12 protein-coding genes and 1 pseudogene are annotated in these 11,929 nt (G+C 73.6%); 5 read left to right on the top strand and 8 right to left on the bottom strand.

What is annotated here, in order from left to right; all coding sequences use genetic code 11:
• Nucleotides 1–1,046 (bottom strand): acyl-CoA dehydrogenase family protein (locus AC0CYZ_RS12005; protein WP_472215568.1); only part of this gene is annotated, 1,046 nt, incomplete at its 3' end.
• Nucleotides 1,047–1,108: 62 nt separating this feature from the next.
• On the bottom strand, nt 1,109–2,068 hold the full coding sequence (locus AC0CYZ_RS12010) for an HpcH/HpaI aldolase/citrate lyase family protein (protein WP_472215570.1): 960 nt from the start codon (nt 2,066–2,068) through the stop codon (nt 1,109–1,111).
• A 227-nt stretch (nt 2,069–2,295) separates the two neighbouring features.
• Here AC0CYZ_RS12010 and AC0CYZ_RS12015 point away from each other — a divergent pair, with 227 nt between their 5' ends.
• The 3 genes and pseudogenes from AC0CYZ_RS12015 to AC0CYZ_RS12025 all read left to right on the top strand — a co-directional run bounded on the left by AC0CYZ_RS12015 (nt 2,296) and on the right by AC0CYZ_RS12025 (nt 5,491).
• On the top strand, nt 2,296–3,675 hold the full coding sequence (locus AC0CYZ_RS12015; protein ID WP_472215587.1) for a magnesium transporter MgtE N-terminal domain-containing protein: 1,380 nt from the start codon (nt 2,296–2,298) through the stop codon (nt 3,673–3,675).
• A gap of 25 nt (nt 3,676–3,700) precedes the next feature.
• A pseudogene (locus tag AC0CYZ_RS12020) lies at nt 3,701–4,108 on the top strand (DUF1003 domain-containing protein); the annotation flags it as partial.
• Nucleotides 4,109–4,354: 246 nt separating this feature from the next.
• Nucleotides 4,355–5,491: an Mrp/NBP35 family ATP-binding protein gene (locus AC0CYZ_RS12025; RefSeq protein WP_472215572.1), complete on the top strand. Its 1,137-nt coding sequence runs from the start codon at nt 4,355–4,357 to the stop codon at nt 5,489–5,491.
• Between the two features lie 28 nt (nt 5,492–5,519).
• Here AC0CYZ_RS12025 and AC0CYZ_RS12030 read toward each other — a convergent pair whose 3' ends face one another.
• Nucleotides 5,520–5,996: a GNAT family N-acetyltransferase gene (locus AC0CYZ_RS12030; RefSeq protein WP_472215589.1), complete on the bottom strand. Its 477-nt coding sequence runs from the start codon at nt 5,994–5,996 to the stop codon at nt 5,520–5,522.
• A gap of 57 nt (nt 5,997–6,053) precedes the next feature.
• Complete coding sequence (locus AC0CYZ_RS12035) at nt 6,054–6,929, bottom strand: dioxygenase family protein (RefSeq protein WP_472215574.1); 876 nt, start codon at nt 6,927–6,929, stop codon at nt 6,054–6,056.
• Between the two features lie 77 nt (nt 6,930–7,006).
• Here AC0CYZ_RS12035 and AC0CYZ_RS12040 point away from each other — a divergent pair, with 77 nt between their 5' ends.
• Nucleotides 7,007–7,513, top strand: coding sequence for a MarR family winged helix-turn-helix transcriptional regulator (locus AC0CYZ_RS12040; protein ID WP_472215575.1), 507 nt, complete (start codon nt 7,007–7,009; stop codon nt 7,511–7,513).
• Here AC0CYZ_RS12040 and tatB read toward each other — a convergent pair.
• The 4 genes from tatB to sigE form a co-directional block, all read right to left on the bottom strand.
• Nucleotides 7,510–8,022, bottom strand: a complete 513-nt coding sequence (tatB, locus tag AC0CYZ_RS12045; RefSeq protein ID WP_472215577.1) for a Sec-independent protein translocase protein TatB — start codon at nt 8,020–8,022, stop codon at nt 7,510–7,512. The two genes, AC0CYZ_RS12040 and tatB, sit on opposite strands and share 4 nt — an antisense overlap.
• A gap of 10 nt (nt 8,023–8,032) precedes the next feature.
• Nucleotides 8,033–9,718 (bottom strand): trypsin-like peptidase domain-containing protein, encoded by a 1,686-nt coding sequence (locus tag AC0CYZ_RS12050; RefSeq protein WP_472215579.1) that lies wholly within the window; start codon nt 9,716–9,718, stop codon nt 8,033–8,035.
• 135 nt (nt 9,719–9,853) lie between these two features.
• Nucleotides 9,854–10,525: a zf-HC2 domain-containing protein gene (locus AC0CYZ_RS12055; RefSeq protein ID WP_472215581.1), complete on the bottom strand. Its 672-nt coding sequence runs from the start codon at nt 10,523–10,525 to the stop codon at nt 9,854–9,856.
• Complete coding sequence (gene sigE, locus AC0CYZ_RS12060) at nt 10,522–11,175, bottom strand: RNA polymerase sigma factor SigE (protein WP_472215583.1); 654 nt, start codon at nt 11,173–11,175, stop codon at nt 10,522–10,524. Before sigE ends, AC0CYZ_RS12055 begins: the two co-directional genes overlap by 4 nt.
• A gap of 118 nt (nt 11,176–11,293) precedes the next feature.
• On the opposite strand from sigE, the gene AC0CYZ_RS12065 reads away from it, so the two are divergent.
• Nucleotides 11,294–11,929 (top strand): rhodanese-like domain-containing protein (locus AC0CYZ_RS12065; protein ID WP_472215585.1); only part of this gene is annotated, 636 nt, incomplete at its 3' end.

Raw genomic sequence — 11,929 nt, forward strand, 5'->3', positions numbered from 1 at the left:
CGGAACGACTCCTCGGTGACCTCCTTGCAGTACTCCGAGGCGATCATCTTGGCCATGCCGGCCTCGACGTCGTTGCGCTCGCCGCGGTCCTTCAGGCGCGCGGCGTTGACCATCATCAGGTGCGCGGCCTCGACCTTGGTGGCCATCTCGGCGAGCTTGAACGCGATCGCCTGGTGCTGGGCGATCGGCTTGCCGAAGGTGGAGCGCTGCTGGGCGTAGTCGATGCCGAGCTCGAAGGCGCGGATCGCGATGCCGCAGGCGCGGGCGGCCACGTTCACGCGGCCGACCTCGACGCCGTCCATCATCTGCGCGAAGCCCTTGCCGGGCTTCCCGCCCAGGACCTGGGACTGCGGGATGCGGAAGCCGTCGAACACCATCTCCGTGGTGTCGACGCCCTTGTAGCCCATCTTGTCGATCTTGCCGGGGATCGAGAGCCCCTCGGTGACCTTGCCGAACCCGCGCGGCTTGTCGACCAGCAGGGTCGTGAGGTTCTGGTAGGGCTTCTCGGCGCCCTCGTCGGTCTTGACCAGCACCGCGGTGAGGTTCGAGGAGCCGCCGTTGGTCAGCCACATCTTGGCGCCGTCGACCACGTAGTCCTCGCCGTCGGCCTTCGCGCGGGTCTTGATGGCCGCGACGTCGGAGCCCAGGTCCGGCTCGGACATCGAGAACGAGCCGGTGGTCTCACCGGTCGCGAGCAGCGGCAGGTAGTGCTGCTTCTGCTCCTCGGTGCCGTGGTGGATCAGCATGTAGCTGACGATGAAGTGGGTGTTGATGACGCCCGAGACGCTCATCCACCCGCGCGCGATCTGCTCCACGACCAGCGCGTAGGTCAGCAGCGACTCGCCCAGACCGCCGTACTCCTCCGGGATCATGAGCCCGAACAGGCCCATCTCCTTCATCCCGTCGACGATCTCCTGGGGGTACTCGTCGGCGTGCTCGAGCTCCTGGGCGTGCGGGATGATCTCCTTGTCCACGTAGTCGCGGACCGTGGCGAGGATCTCCTCCTGGACGTCCGTGAGACCCGCGGTCTGGGCGAGGCGTGCCATGCGACGTGCTCCCTGCTCTGGGGTGGTTACCGGCCAGTATGCGTCAGGGCCGGTGTCGGTGCTCAGCTCTCCGGGGGCGTCCAGCGCTCACCGCGGGTCATGCCGGCCGCGCGGCCCTTGCCGGCGATGACCAGCGCCATCTTGCGCGACGCCTCGTCGATCATCTCGTCGCCGATCATCGCCGAGCCCTTCTTCCCACCGGCCTCGGAGGTGAAGTACTCGTAGGCGTCGAGGATGTTCTCGGCGTGGTCGTAGTCGCTCTGGTCGGGCGAGAAGACCTCGTTGGCGGCGTCGATCTGGCCCGGGTGGAGGACCCACTTGCCGTCGTAGCCCAGCGCCGCCGAGCGCGCGGCGACCCGGCGGAACGCGTCGACGTCGCGGATCTGCAGGTAGGGGCCGTCGATGGCCTGCAGGTCGTAGGCGCGCGCCGCCATGAGGATCTGCATATAGATGTAGTGGTAGGCGTCGCCCTCGGTGTAGCCCTGGGGCTGCTCGCCGACGACGAGCGACTTCATGTTGATCGAGGCCATGAAGTCCGCCGGGCCGAAGACGATGGTCTCCATGCGCGGCGACGCGGCGGCGATCTCGTTGACGTTGGTCAGGCCCAGGGCGTTCTCGATCTGCGCCTCGATGCCGATGCGGCCGACCTCGTAGCCCATGGTCTTCTCGATCTGCGTGAGCAGGAAGTCCAGGGCGTGCACCTGAGCGGCGGTCTGCACCTTGGGCAGCATGATCGCGTCCAGCGACGCGCCCGCGCCCTCGACGACCTCGGTGACGTCCCGGTAGGTCCACTCGGTCGTCCAGTCGTTCACGCGGACGACGCGGGTCTTGCCCTCCCAGCCGCCCTCGTTCAGCGCGGAGACGATCGTCTTGCGCGCTCCGGGCTTCGCCAGCGGAGCACAGGCGTCCTCGAGGTCGAGGAAGATCTGGTCCGCGGGCAGGGTCCGGGCCTTGTCGATGAACTTCTGGCTCGAGCCGGGCACCGCCAGGCACGACCGGCGCGGACGGTTCACGACACTCACTCGCACTGACCTCCTCGGGGCCTCCGCGTCGTCGTCGCGGAGACATGTGGTTGACGGGATGCTGACACGCGCGGGCCCGGCTGTGCCGATTCAGGTGAAGACGCTCTCAACGACCACCCCCGAGAGGCCGTCCTCATCCACCCGTCGTCGTCCGGTCACCCTCTCAGCTCCGACAACCGGCCCGCCGCCGCTAACCTCTCGACGTGACCCGTGCCGCCAGCACCGCGATGACCAGGGTGTTCGTCGCCCGGATGGTCGGTCTGCCCGTTCTCGGGCCGGACGGCGAGAACATCGGGCGTGTCCGCGACGCGGTGTCGGCGGTGTCGGTCGGGCCGCGGCCCCCCCGCGTGCTCGGCCTCGTCGTCGGGGTGGGGTCCCGACGCCGCATCTTCGTGCCGATGCTGCGCGTCACCGCGATCGACGCCGGCGCGGTCACGCTGACGACCGGGCAGGTCAACCTGCGGTCGTTCGTGCAGCGGCCCAACGAGGTCCTCGTCGTCGGGGAGATGCTCGATGCGGGCGTGCGGATCGTCGACAAGGGGGTCGACGCCACCGTCGCCGACGTGCTCATGGAGCACACCCGCAGCCGCGACTGGCTGATCACCCGCCTCGCGGTCACCGAGCGGGCGGGGGTGCTCGGGCGCCGCGGCCCGGTGCAGGTGCTGCCGTGGGCCGCGGTGAGCGGGCTCTCGCTCGCCGAGGAGGGCCAGGGCACCGAGCAACTGCTCGCCACCTTCGAGGACATGCGCTCGGCCGACGTCGCGCAGGCGCTGCTCGACCTGCCGCTGCGCCGCCGCCACGACGTGGCCGACGGGCTCGACGACGAACGCCTCGCCGACGTCCTCGAGGAGCTGCCCAACGTCGACCAGCGCGACCTGCTGCGCCACCTGGACTCCGAGCGCGCCGCCGACGTCCTCGAGGCGATGGACCCCGACGACGCCGCGGACCTGCTCGGCGACCTGCCCGACCCGGAGTCCGAGCAGCTGCTGGGCCTGATGGAGCCCGAGGACTCGCAGTCGGTGCGCCGCCTGCTGACGTACTCGGCCGACACCGCCGGCGGCATGATGACCCCGGAGCCGATCGTGCTGAACCCGGACGCGACGGTGGCCGAGGCCCTCGCCCGCGTGCGGAACCCCGACATCACCCCCGCGCTGGCGTCGATGGTGTTCGTCGCGCGCCCGCCGTCGGCGACCCCGACCGGGCGCTACCTCGGCTGCGTGCACGCCCAGCGGCTGCTGCGGGAGGCGCCGTTCGAGCTGGTCGCCGGCGTGCTCGACGCCGAGCTGACCCGGCTGCACCCCGAGGCGTCGCTGACCGAGGTCACCCGCTACTTCGCGACGTACAACCTCGTCTGCGGGCCGGTGATCGACGACAACGACCACCTGCTCGGCGCGGTGACCGTCGACGACGTCCTGGACCACCTGCTGCCCGAGGACTGGCGCACCCAGGACCCGGACCCCACGACGACGGGTGGCCTGCGCGTCCCGCCGTCCGCCCTCCCGCCCGTGGGCGGGGAGGCCGCGACGACCCGCACCGCGTCGCCCAGGTCGTCGGGCTCGTCCGCACCCACGCCCACCCGCCGAACCCGCGGAGGCCGCCGTGCCTGAACGCTCCACCCGCCGCCGACTCGACATGCCTGCGGGACCGCAGTCCCGGCTGCGCGTCGAGCTCGACACCGAGGCCTTCGGGCGGACCGCCGAACGCCTCGCGCGCTTCCTCGGGACCGGTACCTACCTGGGCTGGCAGACCTTCTTCGTGGTGGTGTGGATCGCACTGAACCTCACCGGGATCGTCTACCAGTGGGACCCCTACCCGTTCATCCTCCTCAACCTCGCCTTCTCGACCCAGGCTGCCTACGCCGCACCGCTGATCCTGCTCGCGCAGAACCGGCAGGACGACCGCGACCGGGTCTCCCTCGAGGAGGACCGGGTGCGGGCGAACCGCACCATCGCCGACACCGAGTACCTCTCGCGGGAGCTCGCGGCCGTGCGCCTGGCCGTCGGCGAGATGGTCACCCGCGACTTCCTGCGCAGCGAGCTGTCCGAGCGCGGCGGCGAGCGCGGCGGCGGGGTGAGCCGGGAGATGCAGAAGGAGCTCGGCCGCGCGGTCGACCGCTCGCTGGACAAGACCCTGGCCAAGTCGCTCGACCGGGCGGTCGAGCGCGCCGTCGAGGGCGCCGTGGACCGGGCCCTCGAGCGGGCGCTGGACCGGGCCGGCGTCGGGGGACGTGGGACGAACCACGCGGCGGCGCCCGGCGCGGGCGACAGCGCCACGTAACATCGGGTCATGGCTGGTTCACCGTCGGTCGAGGCGATCCGCACCGCACTCTCCGGTGTCGAGGATCCCGAGATCCACCGTCCGATCACCGAGCTGGGCATGCTCAAGGACGTCCGCGTCCTGGACCACGGCAAGGTCGAGGTCGCGATCTACCTCACGGTGTCCGGATGCCCCATGAAGGACACCATCACCCGCCGCGTCACGGACGCAGTGTCGGCGGTCTCCGGGGTGTCGGCCGTCTCGGTCGAGCTCGACGTCATGAACGACGAGCAGCGTCGCGAGCTCCGCAAGACGGTGAAGGGCGACGCCGACGAGCCGGTGATCCCGTTCGCGCAGCCCGGCTCGATGACGCGCGTCTACGCGGTCGCCTCCGGCAAGGGCGGCGTCGGCAAGTCGTCGGTGACGGTGAACCTGGCCGCGGCCATGGCGAACAAGGGCCTCTCGGTCGGCGTGGTCGACGCCGACATCTACGGCCACTCCGTGCCGCGCATGCTCGGCGCCGCCGACCTGCCCACCAAGGTCGACGAGATGATCCTGCCGCCGCAGGCGCACGGGGTGAAGGTCATCTCGATCGGGATGTTCACCCCCGGCAACACCCCGGTGGTCTGGCGCGGGCCGATGCTGCACCGCGCCCTGCAGCAGTTCCTCGCCGACGTCTTCTGGGGCGACCTCGACGTGCTGCTGCTCGACCTCCCGCCCGGCACCGGCGACATCGCGATCTCGACCGCGCAGCTGATCCCGAACGCGGAGCTGCTCGTGGTCACCACGCCGCAGCAGGCCGCCGCCGAGGTGGCCGAGCGCGCCGGGGCGATCTCGCTGCAGACCCGGCAGCGCCTGGTCGGCGTCGTCGAGAACATGTCGTGGATGGACATGCCCGACGGGTCGCGCCTGGAGCTGTTCGGCTCGGGCGGCGGCCAGCAGGTGGCGGACTCGCTGACGAAGTCGATCGGCTCCCCCGTCCCGCTGCTGGGGCAGATCCCGATCGACACCCGGCTGCGCGAGGGCGGGGACGCCGGCGTGCCGCTGGTGCTCTCGGCGCCGCAGTCCGCGGCCGGGGAGGCGCTGCGCGCCGTGGCCGACCGGCTGACGGTGCGGGCCCGCGGGCTCGCGGGGATGTCGCTGAACATCTCGCCGGCCGGCCGCTGACGCACACGCACACGCACACGAGCCGAGCTCACAGATCGCGCTGCATCCAGGCGACGTCGTACCAGGCGCCGTCCTTCCAGCCGATGCGCGGGAACGTCCCGACGGTCTCGAAGCCCAGCGCGGCGTGCAGCCCGACGCTCGCCTCGTTGGGCAGCGTGATGCCCGCCGTCGCCCGACGCAGGCCGAGGTCGGCCAGGCGGGCGAACAACGCCTCGTACAGCGCCCGCCCCGCCCCGGTCCGCCGGCGCCCGACCTCGAGGTAGACGCTGACGCTGCACGCCCAGCGGTAGGCCTCGCGCGGGTTGAAGGGCCCGCCGTAGGCGAACCCGACCGGGCGCCCGTCGTCCTCGCCCATCAGCCACACGTGCGACGCGGCCATGCGGTCGGCCATCTCGACGGCGTCCGGCGGGACCGCCTCGAAGCTGATCACGGTGTCGCGGACGTAGGGCGCGTAGATCGCGGCACAGGCGTCCGCGTCCTCGGGTGAGGCGTCCCGGATGGTCAACACGGCCGAGGACGGTAGCGACGCCGCGTGACGGCGGGATGTCCTCGGACGATCCGGTCAGGCCAGGGAGAACGACCGCCGCGAGAGGCCCCACATCATCCCGTCGATCTCCGTGGTCACCCCGACCTCCGGGTCGGTGGCGGCGCCGAGGGTGACGAACAGCGGGACGTAGTGCTCCGCGGTCGGGTGGGCGTAGGGCATGCCGGGCGCCGAGCGGAAGCGGCGCAGCTCCTCCACGTCCCCGCGGGCGAGCGCGTCGGCGACCCAGGCGTCGAAGTCGTCGGTCCAGCCGGGTACGGCGTCGCCGCGGAGCATGTCGCGGGTGAGGAACGGCAGCCCGTGGGTCATGAACCCGGAGCCGACGACGAGCACGCCCTCGGAGCGCAGCTCGCGCAGCCGGGAGCCGATGGCCATCAGCCGCTCCGGGTCCTCGTCGGGCATGCTGATCTGCAGCACCGGCACGTCGGCGTTCGGGTACATCACCGACAGCGGCACCCAGGCCCCGTGGTCGAGCCCGCGCTCCGAGCGGTGCACCGGCTCGCCGCCGGCGAGCATCGTGGCGACCCGGTCGGCGAGCGCGGTCGCGTCCGGCGTCGCGTAGGTCATGCGGTAGTAGCGCTCCGCGAAGCCGCCGAAGTCGTAGACGAGCGGGGTGCCTGCTGCGGGCGAGGAGATCGTCAGCGGCGCGGACTCCCAGTGCGCGGAGACGATGACGACCGCGCGGGGCTGGGGCATGCGGTGCGCCCAGCCGAAGAGCTCGCGCATCCAGTCGCCGTCGTCGTAGAGCGGCGGCGCCCCGTGCGACAGGTAGACCGCCGGGAGCGGACCGTCCTCGGGGGTCCACGGGCGGCGGCCGGCGGCCGTGGCGCGGGCGGGGCCGACGAAGGCGTCGAAAGCGGCGCCCGGGGCGGCGGTGGCGAACGGAGAGGTCATGGGTCGCGCTCCTGGGAGTGGCTGGGTCACCGACCCTACCGCTAGACAGTTGAAGCATCAAGTGTAAGCTGTCCGATATGGCCGAGTGGTTGAGTGCGGAGGAGCAGCACGCCTGGCGGCGCACCGCCGCCGTCATGCAGCTCCTGCCCGCCGCGCTGGACGCCCAGCTGCAGCGCGACGCCGGGCTGACCCAGTTCTCCTACCTCGTCCTCGCCATGCTCTCCGAGGCCGACGGCCGCGTCATGCCGATGAGCGAGCTGGCGTCGATGGTCAGCTCATCGCTCTCCCGGCTCTCCCACGTGGTGTCGCGGCTGGAGCAGCAGGGCTGGGTCGGGCGCGAGCCCTGTGCGGGCAACGGCCGGGTGACGATGGCGCGGTTGACCGAGGCGGGGTGGCAGAAGGTCGTCGCGACGGCTCCGGGGCACGCCGCCGAGGTGCGCCGGCTGGTGATCGACGCGGTCGGTCCCGACCGGGTCGGCGACCTCGACGCGATCACCGGCGCGATCCTGCGCCGCCTCGACCCCGGTGGGCGGATGCGCGCCAACCCGATGGCCTCGGAGGTGCCTCCGGCTCGTGAGCACTAATCCGTGTGATAGGGCGGATTAGTGCTCACGAGCGCGAAGCGCACCAACGTCGCGTCGGGGTCGAACGGGGCCGCCTCGCCCGGGGCGAGCGGCGTCGCCCGGTCCGACTGGCCCTTCACGACCCCGCCGTCCCCGGCGGCGGGCAGCCCGTGGTTCCCGGTGGTGAGCGCCGCGGTCCCGGCCGCCGTCGCCGCCGGGTCCGGGGACGCCGGGGTGGCCGCACCGCTCCAGGTGCCGTCGGCGACCGGGTCGAACAGGGTGCGCCGCACCGCGCGCCGCGGGTCGAGGTCCCGGATGGAGCGCAGGTCCTCGAGGGGCTTGCGCAGCTCCTCGAACTCCGGGCCGATCTCCTGACGCAGCTGGTCACGCGCGCCGGCCGCGTACTCGCGCACCGTCCGCACCGTGTCGGCGACCCAGCGGACCGCCCCGGGGAGACGCTCCGGACCGAGCACGAACAGCCCGATCAGCGCGAGGACGAGGATCTCGCCCCAGCCGACGCTCTCGAACACCCCGCCCCTCCTAGAGCTGCGCCTGCAGTGACAGCGGCCGGCCGCCGCGCACGACGCCGAGGGTCACGGTCTCGCCCGGGCGGTGCTCGCGGATGGCGACCGTCAGCTCGTCGGCCGAGGCGATCGGCCGGTCGTCCACGCGGGTCACGACGTCGCCCTCGAGGACCCCGGCGCGGTCGGCCGGACCACCCTGGCGCACGTTGAGGATCTGCGCGCCGTCCGAGGTCCCGTCGGTGACCGACTTCGCGTTGACCCCGAGGTCGGTGTGGGCGAAGCCGCCGGTCGTGATGAGCGACTGCGCGATGGCCCGGGCGTCGTCGATCGGGATCGCGAAGCCCAGGCCGATCGAGCCGCCCTGTCCGGAGCTGTCGGTGCCGCCGAGGGTGCGGATCGCGGTGTTGATCCCGACGACGGCGCCGGTCGAGTCGACCAGCGCGCCCCCGGAGTTCCCCGGGTTGATCGCGGCGTCGGTCTGGATGGCGTCGATGACGGGGTTCGCGTCGGCCGACTCGGCGTCGAGGCGCACCGGACGGCGCAGCGAGCTGACGATCCCGGTGGTCACGGTGCCCGCGAGGCCCAGGGGGGAGCCGATCGCGATGACGCCGTCGCCCACCCGCAGGTCGGACGACCGGCCGAGCTGCGCCACGACGGGGTTCACGACGTCGACCTTCACCACCGCGATGTCGGTCTGCGGGTCGCGGCCCACGATCCGGGCGGTCGCGCGCATCCCGGACGCGAACACCGCCTCGAGGGTCGCACGGGGGTCGGTCGCGGCCAGGGAGACGACGTGGTTGTTGGTGACGATGTCCCCGCGCGCGTCGACCACGACGCCCGAGCCGGTGCCGCCCGTGGTGCCCGAGCGGACCTCGATGGAGACGACGGCGGGCACCACCCGGCCGGCGACGTCGGCGATCGACCCGGCCGGGCGTTCCTTGCCCGCGTCGACCTGGGCGAGGGTGGCGCCCGGGTCGATCAGCGCGTCGGAGCCCTCGGCGGTGAGGTGGCCGACCACCCCGCCGACCGCGCCCACGAGCAGGGCCACGACGGCGAGCAGGACCAGCGCGCTCGGGGCCACGCGCCGGCCGAAAAGCAGTTCGCGCGCGGAGAGCCGGGGCCCGAGGGCGCGGCGGTCCGGGCCGGGCCCGCCCTCGCGCACGGCGGGGGCGCCGAGCTCGACGGGGGCGGACGGGTCGCGCCAGGGGTTGCGCTCGGCCGTCTCGCCGTCCCAGAGGTCGTCCGCGCCGTGCTCGGTCGGGTCCGGGGCCCCGACCGGGCGCTGGAGCGTGTCCGGGGCGCCCTGCGGGCGGCCGAACGCGCTCGCGAGCGCGACGGAGGGCTCGCGGGTGCCGGTGCGGTCGGGCCGGCGGTGGTCGGCGTCGGCGGCGCCGTCACCAGCGCCCTCGGGCCCGGTGCGCGACCCGCCCGGGGGGCGGCCGAACGCCGCGGCCATCTCGTCGTCGTCGAGCGTGTGCCCGTTGGTGACCGACGGCGCGTGCGTCCCGGCGTCGGGCTCGTCGCGGTCGACCGGCTCCTCGGCGTCCACGGGCCGGGCGTGACCGTTCGCACGGTGCCCGTTCGTCACCGTGGCGTCGTCGTCGGGACTCCCCCCGACGACGGCGTCGTCGTCCGGGCGCGCGTCGTCCGCACGCGCGTCGGGGCGCTCCGTCGTCGCCTGACGCGACCAGGGGCTGCTCATCGGCGCACTCCCGTGGCCGCCCAGCTCGCGGTGGGTCTACGCGCGCGGTGGGTGGTCATCGTCTCTCCACGGTAGAGCGCGGAGGACGGCGGGGCGACACCACCCGATGGTCCGCAGCCGGGAGTGAAGGAGGGGTCAGGCAGGAGGGTGCTCCGCGCCGGTGGGTGACGGGGTCGTCGTTATCGGCGTGCGCGGCGGGCCGAGCGCGGGGATCGCGCCGACGGGGCCGGCGTGCTCGACGGCGCCGACGACCGGGCCGCGGTCCCCGGCCGGGACGGGCGAGGCCGCGGTGAGCGAGGCGCCGGCGGGCGCGGACCCGCCGGGCGTGACGGCGGGTACGGCCCCGGCGGCGATGACGGGGCCCACGACGGCGGCCGCGCCCGCGACGAGCCCGGACGCGACCACGACCGGGAGCCGCCGGCTGCGGGGCGCGCGGGGGCGCCGCCGGGCCGGGGGGACCTCGGCGGGCACGACGAACCGGCCCTCGGGGTCGAGGGTGAGGCCGGCGGGGGCCTCGGGCAGGTCGGCGACGTCGGGGATCGCCCGCAGCGAGCACAGCAGCGAGGCCGGGACGCCGGGGGTGTCGGCCCCGCGCAGCCGCCGGCGGGCCTGGCGCTGGGCCATCACCTCGCCGGCACAGGCCGGACAGCGGTCCACGTGGGCGGCGGCGCGGGCGGCCGGACCGGGCGGGAGCTCGCCGTCGACGTGCGCGACGACGGCGTCGAGCGACAGGTGCCCGCCGGGGATCGCCTCGGAGACGGCCCCGATCCAGCGGGACCACGGGCCGTGGCGGGGTCGGCCGATCACGGCGCGGACCCGGCGCGGAGCGTCACCGGCGTGTGCCCGCCGGCCCCCTCCTCGGCCGCGCGCTCGGCACGACGGCGTTCGAGCGCGCTGCGGAGGGCCTGACGTCCCCGGTGGATGCGACTGCGCACGGTCCCCAGTTTGACATCCAACGTGGCCGCGATCTCCTCGTAGGAGAGTCCCTCCACGTCACAGAGCACGACGGCGGCCCGGAACTCGGGCGCGAGCTCGTCGAGGGCACCCTGCAGGTCGGGGTCGAGGTGGGCCTCGGAGAAGACCTGCTCGGGGTCGGGCCCGCCGCCGGGCAGCCGGTCGGTGTCCTCGGGGAGGCCCTCCATCCGCAGCCGCCCGCGCCGCCGGACCATGTCGAGGAACAGGTTCGTCGTGATCCGGTGCAGCCAGCCCTCGAAGGTGCCGGGCTGGTAGGCCGCGAGCGAGCGGAAGACCCGGATGAAGGTCTCCTGCGTGAGGTCCTCGGCGTCGTGGGCGTCGCCGGTGAGCCGGTAGGCCAGGCGGTACACACGGTCGGCGTGCTCGCGCACCACGTCGTCCCACGACGGCGGGGTCCAGCCCTCGGCGGAGTCGGTGAAGCCCGCACGCGTCTCGGCGTCCACGTCGGGATCGACGGGGCGCGCAGCGAGCGTCTCGGTCATGGCACCACTCTCGCCGTCGGGCATGACACCCGGGTGAGGGTCGTCTGAGAGGGGGCTGAGGATCCGGCTCGGCGCGGCGCGGTCTCCGGGCGCGGGATCCCGATCTAGCCTGGCTCGCGTGACGGAGGACGGGGGTCGCCGAGGCCCGGGGGACGGCGAGCGCCGGGCTCGCGCGGGCCTGCGCGTCGTCGACTCCACGTCCGCCTCCCCGCCGGTGGACGGCGCGCGGAGCGCGGGCCGGCCGTCGGAGCCCACGTCGTCGCGGGCCTCCACCGACCGGACTCCCCCGACGACCGCCGATGACGCCACCGGCGCGGGTTCCTCGCCGGGCGCGCCCGGCCTGGCCGGCCGCCGCCGCGGCGCCGCCCGGCCCCCGGGCACGCGGGGCACGCACGGCGCCCGCATCGTTCTGTGCGACGACAAGCAAGCGCGCGCGGTGATGAGCGCCTCCTGGCTCAAGCAAATGGGCTGGAAGGAAGTGTTCGTGCTGCTCGAAGCTGGCAATGAGAGAGGTCAGCCGGCGGCTAAGGTGCTCGGCACCATCCCATCCGACGCACAAATCGATGTCTCGACGCTGATGAACACCGACGACGTCGCCGTCGTCGATCTCTCCACCAGCCCGCAATATCGACGCGGCCATATCCCCGGCGCCTGGTTCGCCATCCGCGGACGCCTCGACCGCGCGCTGCCACAGATCGCCCTGCGCGGCACGCTGGTGCTAACGTCCGAAGACGGCGTGCTCGCCGGCCTCGCC

This window comes from Actinomycetospora sp., assembly GCF_055612215.1.